The organism is Shewanella sp. M-Br (genome assembly GCF_036245925.1).
GTDB lineage: Bacteria > Pseudomonadota > Gammaproteobacteria > Enterobacterales > Shewanellaceae > Shewanella > Shewanella oncorhynchi.
This window is the reverse complement of sequence record NZ_BJBV01000005.1, coordinates 131,093-148,945: the sequence shown is the minus strand read 5'-3', so window position 1 is coordinate 148,945 and position 17,853 is coordinate 131,093. Positions and strand designations below refer to the sequence as shown.

Sequence of the window (17,853 nt, the reverse complement as noted above, 5' to 3'; positions counted from 1 at the left end):
TCATATTGATTTAACGAAATAATTTTTAATGTGATACATAAGTTTTTATCCTGATTTTAAGCTGTAAAGCTAAACTTACGATAGGTTATTTGTCTGTTAACTAGGTCGATGAGTTGCAAATGAATTAACGCAAGGATTAACTCTGTGGTGCATCTTTTCTTACAAGCCGCCATGAGAAAAGAGAGATTGCAAGGAAACTGTGAGTTAGCAGCAAGGTGTCAGCCATAAATCAGTAGCGACAAGAATATTGTTAAGAAAAAGGAGATAGCACCAATATACTTATCTCCTCTATCCTAGTGCATGGTTATTTTTGCAACTTTTCGATCCCAGTTAAAATCTGATACCCCACAGTCACCCGAGGCGGTACGGGATAATTTTTATTGCTTAACAATACTATGCCAAGCTTTTGCGCGGGAATAAATGCTGCATAAGCGGCAAAACCGCCAGTAGAACCTGTTTTATTGATCCACACATTTTGCTGCGGCGCGAGGGGCGGCACTATGGGTTTAACGGGTGTACTGCCAAACACGACTTCCTGAGTATGGCCCATAAGTATTTTATCAAGATCAATAGGATATGAGTAATGCTCCCAAATCATATCTTGGGTCATCATGCCCACATCAAAGTATCCCGTGTGGGTCTCATCGAGTGCCGTTTGCAGTGGTTTGGCAAGCGGGTGCATTTGCATATTGGCCTCAACAAATTGCAGTAAATCCTTGGCAGAGGTTTTAACGCCATAGGCTTCATCGGCTAATACACCGGGATTGACTCGCACTGGCATGTCTTGCTTATCATAGCCTTGGGCATAATCGACCATTTTGTTGCTAGGAACCTTGAGATAGCTGTTTGTCATACCCAATTGTGGAAATAGTGTTTGCTCAAGTACTTGTGGAAACGTTTGCCCTAAACTCTGCGCGGCAATCATGCCAAGCAGCCCAATACTCGGATTGGCGTAATTCCTATGGGTCCCCGCGGCAAATGATGGTTGCCAATGCTTAAGGTAATCCATTAACTCTGCGTTATTAGTGACCTTATCAGGAACTTGCATCGGCAAATCACCCGCTGTGTGGGTGGCTAAATTGATGAGACTAATCTTATCAAAATGGCTGCCTTTTAATGCTGGAACATAATCACTGGCCATATCCGTGAGTGTTAATTTACCTTCGCCCTGTGCATAGTTAGCCAGTGTTGCGGTAAAGGTTTTACTGATAGAGCCAATCTCGAACAGGGTATCTTCAGTCACACTTTGCCCAGAGGTTTTAGAACTGACGCCATATTGGTAAAAATACTGTTTACCTTCTATGGTGATGCCAATTACTGCACCGGGAATAGCATACTCGGCCATCAGTGGTTTAACTGCGGAATCTACAATTGACTGGATGTCTTTGGTATTAAGCGTTTGGGCCGTAGTGACATTAGAAAATAGCGTAGCAGAGAGCAGTACGCCGCTTAATAACGGTATAGAAGCGATCGGGGCTTTTGGGTGCATAATTGACCTTTCATTGAGACTGTATTTGTAGAGTAGATTTTCGCATGATATTAGGGCAATTCCACACGAAGTTAAGTCATTACTGATATTTAGCTTAAATACTCCCCCAATAAGTAAGTTAAACGTTAATTTAGTCGGTTTAGTGTTGCACGCTATTGCATACTAAGTGGTAACACAGATTAATACATTACAGTTGTTTTAAGAGATAATTGCTCTGTGCTCTTAAATTATCTCACTGGCGTTAGGCTGCATATGAAACCATCAACCACTGACACCGGCCTTTTATCACGATAATGTATTACGCGATTGCACCATTGATGGCCAAGGGATAAACTGCGCCACCGCGATAAAAAAGTGCTAAATGATGTGGTCGCGATCCTTAATAAGTTTGATAGAGAATTGGTTTTTATGGCTTTAGCCCCCCATGCAGTGCACCATTTATATCAGTACCGTAAGTCTATTTCGACTAAACCCTTTGGTGCCCGCGGTAAAAAACTGATCCGCTGTCCATTATGCCTCTTAGGTGAGCAGTTCTGTACCTGTGCGCTACGCCGTCAGTTAGATACTCACGCCAGTTTCCTGCTGATTATGTATAACGATGAGGTGTTAAAGCCGACTAATAGCGGACGACTCATAGCGGATCTTATTCCTGATACCCACGCCTATATTTGGTCACGTACAGAACCTGAAGCTGAGTTGCTTGCTTTGCTGAATTCGCCGCAATATCAACCCTATTTAGTGTTTCCTGCCCAGTATGCAGAGCAAGGGCAAACCGTACTAAACCAAGTGCCAATGTCGACATTGGCCGAAGGTAAACGGCCGCTGCTTGTTCTGCTTGATGGCAGTTGGCGTGAAGCGATTAAAATGTTCCGTAAGAGCCCTTACTTACACTCACTGCCGTTGCTTTCCTTCGATCCCGACACGTTTGCGACCTATGCATTGCGTAAAGGTAGTCATGATTTTCAACTTGGTACCGCCGAGGTGGCATCATTGGCTTTAGGAGCGATTGGCGAAGCGGCTAATGGCAAAGCCTTAAGTACTTGGTTTGATTTGTTTGTTGAATCTTCCTTACTTGGCCGCAATCGCCGTTGCCGTGAGGACCTTCTGCCAATTACAGATTTTACTGATGCCTTTGAACTGGCCTTTGAACAAGCAAGTCGCAGTAAGAGTTAATAGATGTTGGATTTAATCTATTTTGAAAAGGCTAGTTAACTATCTTCTTAAATAACAAATCCCCTACAGTGAGGGGATTTTATATGTGTAGCAATTAACTTATAGGAACTTCATATTTAAGAAGATACCCCGCACAAGCATAATTGTTTATACCGCGACTTCTTTACCATCTAACTTACGGATAACGACCGTAGCGGCGCGAGGGCGTAATGTCGTGCCCGCAGGCGTTTTTTCAGCGGCATTGGACGAATAAGGCCAATTACCGGGATGCTGAATGTTAGCAAAAACAGAAGTGTAATCAGGGCTAATAGCAAAACCCGTAACCTCACAGTCGTTTGGTCCAACGAAGAAACGCTTTAATTCCATTTGGTTATCAGCCGTTACGCCGAGCTGTTTCTCTTGGCCATCAACAAGCGTTGAAGGTACTATTGCTAGCATCTGATCGTTGGTTTCTTCTGCGACCTCCTTGGCTCCATTGTCGGTTTGAACCCACAAAATACCGCGTTGATCGAAGGCCAAACCGTCTGGGCTGGCAAATTGGTTAAGATCCGTTAAGCCTGATAAGTTTGTCTCTGCGTTACCATCACTTGGTGATCCGAATACGAAGATATCCCATGTAAATTCAGTATCTTTGCCACTTTCATCCCAACGAATAATATGGCCAAAGTGGTTTTTCAATCTTGGGTTCGCTGGATTGGTTTCAGTTCGTTTTGAGTTGTTGGTCAAGGTCAAATAAATTGAACCTGTGAAAGGATCGACAGCACACCATTCAGGGCGATCCATAGGTGTTGCACCAACAAGATCCGCTGCACCTGCGGTGTTCAAAATAATCTCGGCTAAGCTAGCGAAAGTATTGCCTAGGGTTTTTCCGTCCGTAGTCTGGCTATCTAAGGTTAAAGGCAACCAAACACCACCACCATTTGCATTAAACTTAGCTGCATATAAAGTACCTTCATTCATATACTTATCGCCAGTTTGTATGCGATTACTGCTGTCAGCATCTTTTGCATCCCATGCCGCGGCCGAGACAAATTTATAGAGGTATTCGAATTGTGAATCGTGGCCAGAATAGAACACTACTGGCTTACCTTCAGTTAATTTGCCAAAGGTACAGCCTTCATGGCGGAAACGACCAAGCGCGGTACGTTTTACTGCGCGCGATGTTGGATTGAAAGGGTCAATTTCAACAATATAACCGTGACCATTCGCTTCATTACGATAGTCATCTTGAGCACTTGCACCTTTTGGCGTGACATCAAAACGCGCGAATTCATCGAGACGTTCTTCATCATGACCTGCAAGATCATCCCAGCCATAACGTGTGCTGGTTTTGCTGATCCCAATGCGATTTTGCTCGGCAGTTAACGTACCACGGTTAGCGAAGTAGCCTGGCCAGTTTTCTTCACAGGTCAAATAAGTGCCCCAAGGCGTGTAACCATTGCCGCAGTTATTTAATGTACCGCGAGCCTGACTACCGTCGGGAGAGTAGCGGGTTTCGAGTAGAGAAGAGTAGGCGAGAGGACCGCTAATATCCATTACAGTCGCACCGGTGAATCGGCGGTTATGGTTATCATTACTAACCACTTCCCATTGATTACTAACCAGTTTTATACGTACAACAGATACGCCATGGGCGTTGATTTCTTTACGTACCTCATCGATAATCGTGCGCAAACCTGAAGTAGGATCAAAAGTTTGTCCTGCAGGATGTAATGCAACTTCATCAATATATTCATGGTTAATGCAAAGTAAACCGTCATTACCCGTATCATTTAATGGAAAGAAATGCATGCCATCGTGGTGCATACCGACTGAGTTCGCTTGGTCATCGGCAGTGTTACTACCATCGCTTTTCCATGGTGCTGCTTTTGCATTTAATGGCGTGCCCCATGGTGCAAGTACCTGCGCTGTATAGCCTTCTGGTACAACGACGGCATCTAAACGAGAACCCGCAACTGACGTAAAGTTTAGCTTGGCGGTACTTTTTGTCGGTGGCAAAGGTGTCACTGGATCAACAGGTTTTGTAACGGGTGTGTCATCTGATCCGCAAGCAGTTAAGCCTACACTGGCAAAAGCTGTCATAGCACTGAGGCCTAAACCACTTTTTACGAAGTTACGGCGAGATAAATGTTTATCCAACACTTGGTTAAATGGCTCGTTATTACTTTTATTATAAAGTGTAGGATCAAAGGTGGCCTTACTCATATATTACTCCGGCTAGTACGATGGATTAAATTTCGTGACTAAGGCTAAAGTATCAATATGACAATAAAGATGATTTTATATTACAATAATACTGCAGTGAGCAATAAACCCGATATGCTATAAAAATGTTAACCAGCTGTTTGCTATGGTCTAAGCTGCTGAGGTCAAAGTACCTCGATTAGGATTTTTATTCTGCTATGATGTCAAATCTTGTGTCACAGATAAAAATATATAATGTGAAGTTATTGCTTTAATTATTTTTCAAATTAAAAATTGGAAATAATTTTAATATAATTACTGAATATCATTTTTTTTCATAAACATGATAGATTTATATTTAACGTTAAAATTGCTATTTTATTTTAGGTAAAAGACTAACTGATTCTTATCGAGTCATGATCTAGTTTAGTCTTTTGTGTTTTAGTCTCTTGGTTTTAAATAATGGCGAAGTGAGCGCGGATCGGTATGGCCAGTTCTGGCCATAATGTATAAATGATCTTTATCATTTTCATGGAGTTGAGTGACACAACCACTACGCAAACTGTGGGCACCATAAAACTTTGCAGGTAGGCCCGCTTTTGTGCAATATTTTTTAATGATGCGATAAATATCATCTCCCGTGAGAAAACCACTATTTTTATGTAAACTTGAATTAGCTTCAGAGTGATGTTCTACTATTTGATAAGGGCGTAAATATTTCCCATCACGGGAAAGCGATCTAAATAAATGTCCATCCTCTATATTGGCTAGTGATAACCAATTTTTTACCGCGTTGAGTGCTGCAAAAGGTTCATGATCCGGCAGGTCTTTCCATTCCCGTTGGCCTTGCTGATTACTCTTCGAATAAGGTAGGCGAACTTTTAGCTTATTGCGTAAAAAACTGACATATTGAACTTTTATATCTGCAAGTTCAGAACGGCGAAACCCACCTTGTAATCCTAACTGAATAATGGCTTTGTCTCTTGCTCGGGTTAATGGCTGCACTTGTTCATCGATAGCTTGAATGAGCATTTCCACTTCATCATACATAATCGGTTGTTGATCATAATCACTCACATGGCGAGATTGATTTCTACTTAAACCGCGCATCACTCTGATCACCAGAGGGTGCTCGGTAGGTGAGTGGAATCCCGCTTGAATATGGTGGTAGCGAATCGCCGCGAGTCGAGTCGTTAATGTCTGTTTAGAAAGTTGTACTCCAGTACTCTCTTGGATCAATTCTTTCTGATAACCAATAAATGAAATCACGCTACGGGGATCTGCGGGCAGAGCCTGCAGTTGGTGTTCGGCACAATAACGGCTAAATAGACTAAAGCTCGTATTATAAACACGGCGGGTGTTGGCTGAAATTTCATATTCAGTTTCTTCGGCAGCACTTAAATAATCACTTCGAACAGATTGTGGCAGGAAAGTCTCTTCAAAAAAACGTGGCTGTTCAGCACGGTTATTATTGTGATGATCTGATCTAGTCACTCTTTCATTCGATACATTGGTGTTATTTTGAGCATTACTATTTGTCCGGATCATTTTAGACATGCCGTTGAAGTCACCTGATATCGAATTAAGAAGGCGTAATTATACGCAAATTACGCCTACATCTACCAGTGATAATCGTCATTATCACTGGTAGAGTGCTTATTTGTTCAAATAAACTTCTGTTATCGGAATAGGGCGCATTAAATAGCATTTAGTTGGTTTTTTTAGTTTAAAAAATAGCCAAGATAAAGCCGTTTGAACAATGGCGATTAAGTATGCGGATATAGAATTAAAAGCAAAAATAGTATGAAATTTGTACTTTCTATATGCGGTGGTTTCGTACTTGGTTAGCCAAAGAATCACAACTTTAAAGAATGGTTTAACCATTTTATTGACTTTGTTGAATGGAATGCCGCTAAACTAGGCTTGTCTATTGGATGAAATTTAAGCTAATAAGTACAACAGCTTACTAGGTATTTGACCTGATACGAGTTGAGTTATTCTTCCTAAAGTAAAAGGAAGCACAAGGAATCGATATCACACACAAAAAATGGTTGAACCATATATTAATACTTATCGATTTGTACTAGCATAAGGACCGATTTATTTCATCTGCATTAGACGCATGCTTAGCTAAAGAAACGTATTTATGGAACCGCAAGCCTGGATATATCAACAAGACAAACCAACAGCAGGGAGAAAATTATTATTGCTTGAGGAAGCAGAATTAATTTTTGCCTTACCCTTAATTTATCGCCTTATCAATCCTGAAGCTGTGGCATCTAAACCAGATTGGTTTTGTGACGCTGAGTTACAAACGGTTTTCTATACTAAGTTGGTGACACAACTAAATGAATTGGTCCGATTACGCAAAAAGGCACAGCGGATCGACAACGAGCTTACTAATGTAAACAAAATGCTTAATCAGTATTTTACTGATTTTGGCTGGCGTATGGTTCGTAAAGAATTATCTCAAATAAAAAAACGGCAAAAAAAGTCTCATATTGAGCTGAGTAGGGATATTATTTTGAGGTTAAAACGTTATATGGAAACTCAAAAGTTAGACAGTTTTGACCAAGCCATTGATACCCTATTGTCAGAGCATAATGAAAATATTTCGCTTAATGTTTTACAGCATACTGATGAGGGTGTTGTAGACGATATTGTTGATGAATAGAACAAAAAACGCGGCTCTATGTTTTGAAGAATATGACTTTACAGTTGTTCTATTGCCTAAAATGGATTATCTAATAAGGGTAAGTTAGTCGTGACTTATCTGTGCAGACACGTAAAATTACTGTTAAGATCTTATATTTACGACTAGATAAGGCGGGGCATTAGAGATGAGTTTAAGTATTGCAAACGATAGGAAAATTGCGGTTTTATGCCGAATTGAACCTGGCTGTCTCGGACCTGATGGCGTAGATCATATTGAGGCTTTTTGTGCTTTAGCCCAGAAAGCGATGCAACATTTTGACGTCGATGTCGGCACTTGGGTATTGATCCCAAGATATGATAAAACCTTAGAAGAGATGCAATATAGTCTTGCAAATAAGCTGCTTTCGCGTGAGCAGGCAACTAAATATTTAGTTTCTATAGGGCGTGACATTGATGGTTTTGAAGAAAGATTTCAGGACAAACTGACGTCGCTGATCAATCTATATCTTGCTAGAAAACCTTAAATGCTCAATTTATCGGAGATGTATTTTTTGCTGAGATTCATCTGACGTCTTGTTTTTTCATAGGAGATATCGGATCGAATTTTTACAAATCGGTTTTATTTTCATATTTAATTGCTGACTAAAAAAGTAAATTAATTATATATTAATCATCGTGTTGCAATAAAATCTGCACCTATAATTACGCTCCTGATGAGCAGTTAAGTTGGCTTGAAAACTCAGTTGTTGCTAATTAACTCCGTAAAGTACGTCAAAATTTGCTAGACTAGTCGACTCACTTAATGCTGAATCTTTTTCTTGCGGTATGCCCGAATTTTGTGGGTGGTAAGGATAAGTGTAAAGGACGGTTGATGTTCAATCCCATTCCAGAAACCAATCCATACATTAGTTTGTTGCAGCAAGATTTCGGGTTTTCTGAATTTCGGCCTGGCCAAGCGCAAACGATAACACAACTGTTGGCGGGGAAGTCGAGTTTAGCGATTTTTCCGACGGGTTCTGGTAAATCCCTTTGTTATCAATTTACAGCATTGCAGTTACCCCATTTGAGTTTAGTTATTTCGCCTTTACTCGCCTTGATGAAAGATCAGCTGGAGTTTTTACAATCTAAGGGAATTCATGCGGCCAGCATAGATTCAACCTTAAGCGCCGAGCAGAGTCAGCAAGTGATGGCAGATGCGCGCTCTGGCAAGCTGAAAATCTTGATGGTGTCGGTGGAACGTTTCAAAAATGAACGTTTTCGGCAATTTATTCAATCGGTTCCGCTGTCCATGCTGGTCGTCGATGAGGCGCATTGTATTTCAGAGTGGGGCCATAATTTTCGGCCCGATTATCTTAAATTGCCCGACTATCGGCGTGAGCTTGAGATCCCATTGGTACTGTTATTGACGGCCACAGCAACACGTAAAGTGAAACTGGATATGGCCAAGCGCTTTGATATTGCGCCTGAACACATAGTGCAAACGGGATTTTATCGACCCAATTTAGATTTGACTGTTCTGCCTGTATCAACGCAAGAGAAGAATGCCTTACTGGTTCAGCAGATTGCATCTTTCTTAGGTGCCGGCATTGTGTATGTAACTTTGCAGCAAACAGCCGAAACGGTCGCACGACTTTTGAGCCAACAAGGTATAGTCGCCAGTGCCTATCATGCTGGATTTGAAGATGAAAAACGTCAACAAATTCAAAATGATTTTATGCAGGATAAGCTGCAAGTGGTAGTGGCAACCATCGCTTTTGGCATGGGAATCGATAAGAGCAATATTCGTTTTGTGATCCACTACGATTTGCCTAAATCCATTGAAAACTACAGCCAAGAAATCGGCAGAGCAGGGCGTGATGGTGCGTTATCCCATTGTGTCACCTTGGCCAATCTTGACGGGCTCAATACCGTTGAGAATTTTGTGTATGGCGATACGCCGGAGCGAGAAGGTATAACACAAGTCATTGAGGCTATTCGACTTGAACAAGATTCCGGTCAGTGGGAATGTCAGCTCAATGGCGTGTCGACGGCGAGTAATATTCGCCAGTTACCGTTAAAAACGTTACTTGTGCAGCTAGAAATTTTAGGTGTGGTTAAGCCGTTATTCGCTTACTACGCTGACGTTAATTACAAGTTTTTGGTCGACAAACACGCTATTCTGAGCCGATTTAATCCAGAGCGGCAGGCGTTTTTGACACAGATTTTTAATCATACGCAGATGAAGAAAATATGGGGCGCGTTAGATTTTGATGCCTTGTACAGTGCGACGGGTCATGAGCGCAGCCGCGTGTTAGCCGCGCTGGAATATTTAGCTGAACATCATTTCATTGAATTAGAAACTAAACGAATTACTGATGTGTATCGGGTGGATGTTGCCGCATTAGCGCGTCCCGAACTCATCGATGAGCTGTACCATTATTTTATCGATAAAGAGCAGAAAGAAATTGCGCGAATCGCGCAGTTAGTCCGCTTTTTTGAACTTGAGACGTGCTTAAGCCACAATTTATCCCGTTATTTTGATGATAATGAGACGCCAGCGGTCTGCGGTCATTGCAGTGTTTGCCGCGGCAATCTTGCTAAGTTGCGCTATTCGACGGAACCAACTTGGCCGACAGATCAGCAGATATTGGCTGATTTGCGTGAGTTGAAACATCATTTAACGGCTAAAGGCATTGAGACTTTGTCACTCGATACCTATTGTCGTTGCCTCGCTGGCATGTCGGTTCCTTTGGTGAGTCGTTTTCAAGTGCGTAAGTTAAGTGGCTTCGGCCGCTGTGAAAAATTGGGATATGCTGAAATTAAACAGAAAGTTGAGTCACTGTTGTCGCAACTAGATGATAAAAGAGTTGAACATGAATAAGGCCGTAAAAAAGATGTTAGCCACCCATGAACATTTGGTTCACTCTGAAGGTGTGACTGTGGTTTCGCATATGCAAAGGGAAAAAGCGGAGTGGATACAACATACTGTTATGATTGAAGATTGTGACGTGCCGTTTAAATTTAGACGAGTCAAAAAGTATCGTAATCTGCAAGGACAAAAGATCAATGTCATCTATTACCCAGAGACAGAAACTGTGGCAGGTTTTGAAATAGAAATTATGCAAGTTGTTAGAATCAAACGATTCTAGTTAATGCGCTTCGAGTCTTTGCTTTTATCAATCAGCAAAGACTCGAAGCGCATTTGATTGATGACGCAAGAGTTAAATTTGGCTATTTACTTGGAATATTGATAGGTTGAATCTACTTTCCAAGTTCTGAAACGCAGTTCAGCGCCTTCTGGTAGATAAAACACCTTAGGCAAGCGACTGTCATAGCGCATTTTTAGTTCACCCGGAATACGTACAAAAGCTTCTTTCTTCGCCAATTCGAAACAGGCCATCATAGTGCTTGGGCCTTCAGCGATTTCATCCACTTGATAGTAGTTATAACCCCAACCTTGCACTGTCAGTTCCTTCAATTCCCCGTTTAATCCATGCTTATTGCAATCAACCATTTGAGTCTGACCAATTTGGATTTCGACCATGTAGTCATCTTCGTTTTCTAATTTAGGTAAACTTAAAATGTGCTGCACCATACCTGCTGCCGGAGCAGGGAACATCTTAGTGGCTTCCTGTGCGCTGTAATCTTTTGGATCGAAACGTTGAATACTGATCATAGGCGCATTTAACCCTGTTGGATGTGGTGGGCTCACCGCCGCGGCATTGAATGACAATAGTGCAAATGCAAGGGGAACAGTGCTAACGCTAAATAAGGTCTTCAATTTCATTTTGTTTCTCCTAATCGAACTGAATTGATGTCGATAAATTTGTCTGTGTTCTGCTCCCTATAAACGCAGCAGAGGTAAAAAAGGGTTAAATTATTCAATAAAAATCGATTTTTTATTCAAATAATCTTTATCAATCTGAATAATAAGGGTTAATTACACTTTCCAATGACTTATTTTGTTAAGTTCGCAGCTATTTCAATTCTTTGCTGTGGCTGTTTTATGACTCATATCATGGGAAAAATATACGAAATAGCCTAGATAAAAACCTTAAAACTTGGATTTCAACTTGCACTGAAAAGCCACCGCTGTGTCTGTCTATAACTGCATAAGGCTGTAATAAAGCCAATCTAACTCAGCTATGTGAGCTGTTTTTACTCATAAATCAAGCGCTAATCCATTAAACCTTGCCTGATATTCTTTGCCTAGTCTAGCTGCCTATCTTAATTCACATATCAGTGTCTCGACTGATGGCAGGAGGGCAGATGCATTATGGGGATTCAAATACACGTTTAAAAGTTTGAAAACAGTATATCTTGATAAATAGTTAATTTGATCTTCATATATTTTGATTTTCAAACTATAATTCAAGCGACGAGTTTTTCACCATTAATAGCGATAGAAATGGAGCAGGGGCCATACAATGAAATCAATGACAGCCGAGCAAGCGACAGGGCATCAAGCTACTACGGGAAGCAGCCAAGGGCACTCACTCGCCCAGTGGCAGCACGCCCATGAGTTTTCGAGTCAGAACCGCGATGGCGAGAAGAACACTCGCTATGTACTGTATTTAACCGTGATCACTATGGTGGCTGAAATTGCTGCCGGAACCATTTACGGTTCTATGGCACTGCTCGCCGACGGTTGGCACATGGGAACCCATGCCGCGGCCTTTATGATCACGTTATTCGCCTATTCGTATGCCCGTAAACACGCTAACGATCCTGCATTTGCTTTCGGTACTGGCAAAGTGAGTGTGCTTGGCGGTTATACCAGCGCAATAGCGCTAGGACTTGTGGCACTGGTGATGTTGATTGAATCGGGAATGCGACTGATTAATCCTGAGCAAATCCATTTTAACGAAGCCATATTTGTGGCTGTCATAGGTTTGAGCGTGAATGTGCTGAGTGTATTTTTACTCAAAGATCACCATACCCACGACCATGGGCATCATAACGGGCACGCTCATGGTCATAGTCACGATCATGGACATCAAGATGATCATGAAGACGAGCATACTCATCACAGCTGCGAAGCACACTCCCATGACGTTCACGTCCATACGGCTCATTCACATGGTGTGGATTCACATACACATGATGACTCACATGCACACGTTGAAAGTCATCAAGATCATAGCCATTGCCATCATAAACAGGAGCACCATGCTGCTGAGCATGAGCATGAGCATGAGCATGAGCATGAGAGTCAGAAGGCACACGGTGGTCATGATCACAACCTACGCGCCGCCTATTTTCACGTATTAGCCGATGCGTTAACGTCAGTGCTCGCCATTGCGGCCTTGTTGTTTGGTAAATACATGGGACTGACTTGGCTCGATCCGGTTATGGGTATAGTGGGTGCTGTGATTATTAGCCGTTGGTCATGGGGACTCATTCAGCAAACGAGTCCTATCTTACTTGACGGTGGTGTTAAAGCGTCATTGCAGCGTAAGGTCGTGGAAACTCTTGAGGCCGTACCGGATCATCAAGTGGCCGATTTACATCTTTGGCGAGTGAGTGCCGATCACCATGCTATTATGGTGTCTATCGTGTCCCATTCACCGAAAGATGTCAGTTATTTTAATCAGTTACTGTCACAATTTCCTGAATTGGCTCATATCACTATTGAACTCCATACTTGTCGTCAGCGCGAGTGTATGGCTAAGGAAGCCTAAATGACTGTTGAACATCATCATTCATCAAACCTGAATTCAACGGCCGCACATTCAACAGATCATGCATTAAATCATGTGATTATTGAATTTTACGAAAAGCTGTCGTCTTGGGAACACGCCATTGTACGTGACAAAGGTTTTAGCCTATCGCAGGTGCACACCATTGAGTTACTCGGCGTGCACGGCGCTATGAGGATGAAAGAACTGGCGGATAAAATTGGTGTCACAACAGGCACACTAACGGTCCAAATCGACAAAATGGTAGAAGCTGAGTGGGTTGTACGTCGTCCCCATGAAACCGATCGTCGTTCGATTCTGGTGGAGTTAACCGAAAAGGGCCAAACTTTGTTCCTCGAACATGATGCATTACATCTACAACTCACCACAGATCTCACCGCTAAAATGAGCAGTGAGGAACGAATCGTACTGCTCAATTTGTTGTCTCGTATGAATAACGAGTTTTAATTTACCCTATTTCATCCACTAAAAAGCGTCCCTCGTGGACGCTTTTTTATAGCATGACATCTTTAAAAACACGATTCATTCAAGATTAATCATCAGCTATTACAGTATCTTACCTTTTGTTACATTCTTGTTGGATTAATAGTTGAACTGGATATTAATTAAGGTAATGTAAGGGCAGATCTCAAGATGGACTTTGTTTAAAAGGAATAGAATGAATAATAAATTACTGCCTTTGTGCATTGCAGGAGTGCTCGGTATGAGCGGTCAACTTCACGCAGAAGAAGATAAATACATTTGGTTAGAAGATGTTGAAGGCGCAAAGCCGATGGAATGGGTGAAAACCCAAAATGCTGCATCTGCCGCCGAAATTAAAGCGTTTAAAGGTTTTGATACCTTAGTGGCGAACAGTCTCGCCATCCTGAACGATAAAGAACGCATTCCCTACGCGACCCACATTGGCGACAAGTTATACAACTTTTGGAAGGATGACACCCATGTGCGCGGTATTTACCGCCGTACTACTATGGAAGAATATGCTAAACCCGATCCCAAATGGGAAACCGTGCTCGATATCGATGCTCTAGGTAAAGCTGAATCCGTCAATTGGGTATTTAAGGATATTAGCTGTCAGTATCCCGAGAATGAGCGCTGTTTTATCTCACTTTCCCGCGGCGGTGCCGATGCGGTGGAAGTGCGAGAATTTAATTTAAATACTAAATCCTTTGTTGCCACCAAAGATAAGCCATTCTTTTTGAAAGAAGCCAAATCAAGTCTGAGCTGGATAGATAAAGACCACGCCTTTGTCGGTACTGATTTTGGTGATGGTCAAAGCATGACTGACTCAGGTTATCCACGGGAAGTGAAACTCTGGCAACGTGGTACAGCACTCGAGCAAGCGAAACCGATTTTCACTGGTGACAAAACCTCAGTCGCAGTATCAGGCTGGGTTTTATTCGATGATAAAACGCCGCTGAGTTTAGTCACCGAGGCACATACTTTTTATACCGCCAGCCAATATGTCTATCAAGATGGCAAACTCATAGGGTTGCCATTACCTCAAGATGCTGAGATTAAAGGTTATTTTAAAGGTAAGTTATTTATTGAGTTAAAGAGCGATTTAACCAATAAAGACGGTAATTTTAAGCAAGGCGCGGTCATATATGTCGATGTGGCGGATCTTATCGCCCAAAAAGCCAAATTCAGTTTATTTGTGAGCCCGACTCAGACCGCATCGATAGCGCAGCTTAGTTTTAGTAAGAGTGCGATTTTCGTGAATTGGCTCGATAACGTGAAAAGCAAATTAGTACGGTATGAGCAAGACGAAAAGGGCGCTTGGCAAAGCACCCAAGTCCTATTCGAAGCGAATGGCGCCTTGACGGTAATGGACGTTGAGCAAGACAGTGATGATTTTTTTGTGAATTACACCAGTTTTCTTGAGCCTTCAAGCCTCTATACGGTTAATGCAAAAACCTTAAATCCGAAGAAAATTAAAGGTATGCCGCAACAGTTTGCTGCGGATAAGTTTAAAACTGAGCAATACTTTGCGACGTCTAAAGATGGCACTAAAGTACCGTACTTTGTGGTGATGGCTAAGGATCTTAAGTTCGATGGCACTAATCCTACGCTACTTTATGGCTATGGTGGGTTTGAAGTCTCACTGCGTCCATCCTATTCGGCCACCATTGGTAAGAATTGGTTAGAGCAGGGCGGCGTCTATGTGTTATCTAACATTCGTGGCGGTGGCGAATATGGCCCAGCTTGGCATCAAGCGGCGTTAAAGCAAAATCGACATAAAGCCTATGAGGATTTCGAGGCGATAGCGGAAGATTTGATTGCCCGTAAAATCACGTCAAGCAAACATTTAGGCATCCAAGGTGGCAGTAACGGTGGCCTGTTAATGGGGGCGGCGTTTACCCGCAGGCCTGATCTGTATAACGCTGTAGTGTGTCAAGTGCCTCTGCTTGACATGTTTAGATTCAATAAGTTACTCGCCGGTGCCAGCTGGATGGGCGAATACGGTAATCCGGATATTCCTGAGGAATGGGCTTACATTAAAACTTATTCTCCGTACCATAATCTGCATAAAGACGTGCATTATCCAAAGGTCTTTTTCACCACATCGACCCGTGATGATAGGGTTCACCCAGGTCACGCCCGTAAGATGGTTGCTAAGATGAAAGACATGGGAATTGATGTCTTGTACTACGAAAATATTGAAGGTGGCCACGCCGGCGCTGCAGATAATAATCAAGCCGCGGAACTTAATTCAATGGCGTTTGCCTACTTATTACAGCAATTAAGATAATTACCGCTGGGTTAGCATGAATTGTTAACTCTTCACTGGTAAAACCGAGCAAGACCCTAATAGGTTGGGGAGCAGAAAACGGTCGAACTTATTGAGGTTCGGCCGTTTTTTTAAGTTTATTATTTAATGTTAACAATACCCACAGATAATTTGAGCCATTGCCGAGAGCTTGCTACTATTGCGAAAAAATTTCACTGTCAAAGGCTAAGACTACCTTAAGAATACTAAGTTATTCTCGACAAACAACTAATTTGAGTGAGAGCTATCAGTGTTAGCAAGATTTAAGACTCTATCGGTGAATCGATTCACTTTTATCACAGCGTTATTTTACGTCTGTATTTTCAATATCCCATTGTTTGGCATCATTAAGAAAGGCATTGAAAAACAACCTGATGTCGATCCTATCTTCATCGCTACTGTGCCGTTGTTTTTAACCTTTGCACTCAGTTTTATATTTTCCTTATTTACGGTGAAGTATCTCGTTAAACCGTTTTTCATCTTACTCACCTTGTTATCATCGAGTGTGTTCTTCGCTGCCTACCAATACAATGTCGTCTTCGATTACGGCATGATAGAAAACACTTTCCAAACCAATCATGCCGAAGCGTTCATGTATGTGAATTTTGCTTCGATAATGAATATGTTACTGACTGGGATTTTACCCGCGTACCTTATCTATAAAGCGGATATTCAGTACAAACCTTTCCTAAAAGAACTACTGCATAAAGTGCTTTTTATGCTGGCGATGTTGGCGGGACTGGGCATTATTGCTTTCTTCTATTTTCAAGATTACGCGGCCTTTGGCCGTAACAACGACGAGCTAAAACGTTACATCGTGCCGACATATTTTATCGGCGCTGTGTCTAAGTACATCAATGTGCAGTACTTGCAAACGCCAATGGAATATCAGCAACTTGGCCTCGATGCAAAAAATGTCAGTGCCAACTCAAATGGTAAACCGAATTTATTAGTCCTAGTTGTGGGGGAAACCGCGCGTTCAATGAGTTATCAGTATTATGGCTACGACAAGCCAACCAACGCCCATACCCAAGACCAAGGATTAATTGTCTTTAAAGATACCCATTCATGTGGCACGGCAACGGCGGTATCTTTGCCTTGCATGTTTTCTCGCATGGGACGGGAAGATTACGATTCACGCCGTGCCTATGCTCAAGACACCGCCGTTGATGTGTTGGATCATGGCGGTATTAAAGTTCAATGGTTTGACAATGATTCTGGCTGTAAAGGGGTGTGTGACCAAGTTGAAAACATAACCATTGATTTGAACAGTGATCCTAAGTTGTGCACTGGCCAATATTGTTTCGACCAAGTATTACTGAACAAATTAGATGAAGCCTTAGCCAACGCAGAACGCAAAGATACTGTGATTGTATTGCATGTTATTGGTAGTCATGGCCCGACTTATTTCTTACGTTATCCAGCAGAACACCGTAAGTTCACACCGGATTGTCAGCGCAGTGATATACAAAACTGCAGTGAAGATGAGCTGATGAATACCTATGACAATAGTATTTTGTACACTGACTATATTATTAGCGAAGTGGTTAAAAAGTTAGAAAACCAACAAGATAAATTTGATCCAGCCATGTTGTATCTGAGCGATCATGGCGAGTCTTTAGGCGAAAAAGGCATGTATTTACATGGCGCGCCTTACAGTATCGCACCGATTGAGCAGACGAGCATTCCTATGCTTGCTTGGGTGTCAAAAGATTTTAGCAAAGATAATCAATTGGATATGGATTGTTTGGCTGAGCATGCGGCGAAAGGTGGTTTTTCCCATGACAATTTATTCGATAGTCTATTGGGACTAATGAATATCAAAACTGAGGTATATCAGCCTGAATTAGATATCTTTGCTCGCTGCCGCGGTTAATTGTGGACTTAATTGTCGCGAGGTTTAG

General features: G+C 42.0%; 13 protein-coding genes. 9 read left to right on the top strand and 4 right to left on the bottom strand.

The window, feature by feature from the left end:
• Positions 1–304 precede the first annotated feature (304 nt).
• Positions 305–1,489, bottom strand: a complete 1,185-nt coding sequence (gene ampC / locus AAA952_RS05735; protein WP_105252543.1) for a class C beta-lactamase — start codon at positions 1,487–1,489, stop codon at positions 305–307.
• 408 nt (positions 1,490–1,897) lie between these two features.
• On the opposite strand from ampC, the gene AAA952_RS05730 reads away from it, so the two are divergent.
• Positions 1,898–2,662, top strand: a complete 765-nt coding sequence (locus AAA952_RS05730; protein WP_105253122.1) for a tRNA-uridine aminocarboxypropyltransferase — start codon at positions 1,898–1,900, stop codon at positions 2,660–2,662.
• Positions 2,663–2,809: 147 nt separating this feature from the next.
• On the opposite strand, the gene AAA952_RS05725 is transcribed toward AAA952_RS05730, so the two are convergent.
• Positions 2,810–4,867, bottom strand: a complete 2,058-nt coding sequence (locus tag AAA952_RS05725) for a PhoX family protein (RefSeq protein ID WP_338255213.1) — start codon at positions 4,865–4,867, stop codon at positions 2,810–2,812.
• Between the two features lie 420 nt (positions 4,868–5,287).
• Positions 5,288–6,403 (bottom strand): tyrosine-type recombinase/integrase, encoded by a 1,116-nt coding sequence (locus AAA952_RS05720; protein ID WP_219250821.1) that lies wholly within the window; start codon positions 6,401–6,403, stop codon positions 5,288–5,290.
• A 589-nt stretch (positions 6,404–6,992) separates the two neighbouring features.
• Here AAA952_RS05720 and AAA952_RS05715 point away from each other — a divergent pair.
• The 4 genes from AAA952_RS05715 (at position 6,993) to AAA952_RS05700 (ending at position 10,629) form a co-directional block, all read left to right on the top strand.
• Positions 6,993–7,520, top strand: a complete 528-nt coding sequence (locus tag AAA952_RS05715; protein WP_338255210.1) for a hypothetical protein — start codon at positions 6,993–6,995, stop codon at positions 7,518–7,520.
• Between the two features lie 166 nt (positions 7,521–7,686).
• Positions 7,687–8,025, top strand: a complete 339-nt coding sequence (locus AAA952_RS05710; protein WP_105252539.1) for a hypothetical protein — start codon at positions 7,687–7,689, stop codon at positions 8,023–8,025.
• A gap of 347 nt (positions 8,026–8,372) precedes the next feature.
• Positions 8,373–10,361, top strand: coding sequence for a RecQ family ATP-dependent DNA helicase (locus tag AAA952_RS05705; protein WP_338255207.1), 1,989 nt, complete (start codon positions 8,373–8,375; stop codon positions 10,359–10,361).
• Positions 10,354–10,629 (top strand): hypothetical protein, encoded by a 276-nt coding sequence (locus AAA952_RS05700; RefSeq protein ID WP_028759892.1) that lies wholly within the window; start codon positions 10,354–10,356, stop codon positions 10,627–10,629. The genes AAA952_RS05705 and AAA952_RS05700 overlap by 8 nt, the downstream gene beginning before the upstream one ends.
• A gap of 86 nt (positions 10,630–10,715) precedes the next feature.
• Here AAA952_RS05700 and eco read toward each other — a convergent pair whose 3' ends face one another.
• Positions 10,716–11,267 (bottom strand): serine protease inhibitor ecotin, encoded by a 552-nt coding sequence (eco, locus tag AAA952_RS05695; RefSeq protein ID WP_028759893.1) that lies wholly within the window; start codon positions 11,265–11,267, stop codon positions 10,716–10,718.
• 640 nt (positions 11,268–11,907) lie between these two features.
• Between eco and AAA952_RS05690 the strand changes: the two genes are divergently transcribed.
• The 4 genes from AAA952_RS05690 (at position 11,908) to AAA952_RS05675 (ending at position 17,825) form a co-directional block, all read left to right on the top strand.
• Positions 11,908–13,161, top strand: a complete 1,254-nt coding sequence (locus AAA952_RS05690; protein WP_338255204.1) for a cation diffusion facilitator family transporter — start codon at positions 11,908–11,910, stop codon at positions 13,159–13,161.
• Positions 13,162–13,626 (top strand): MarR family winged helix-turn-helix transcriptional regulator, encoded by a 465-nt coding sequence (locus AAA952_RS05685; RefSeq protein ID WP_263181385.1) that lies wholly within the window; start codon positions 13,162–13,164, stop codon positions 13,624–13,626. It abuts the gene before it with no gap.
• 211 nt (positions 13,627–13,837) lie between these two features.
• The gene (locus tag AAA952_RS05680) at positions 13,838–15,931 is read left to right on the top strand and encodes a prolyl oligopeptidase family serine peptidase (RefSeq protein WP_338255199.1); all 2,094 of its coding nucleotides are present in this window, start codon (positions 13,838–13,840) and stop codon (positions 15,929–15,931) included.
• A 268-nt stretch (positions 15,932–16,199) separates the two neighbouring features.
• Positions 16,200–17,825: a phosphoethanolamine transferase gene (locus AAA952_RS05675; protein ID WP_263191838.1), complete on the top strand. Its 1,626-nt coding sequence runs from the start codon at positions 16,200–16,202 to the stop codon at positions 17,823–17,825.
• Positions 17,826–17,853: the final 28 nt, after the last annotated feature.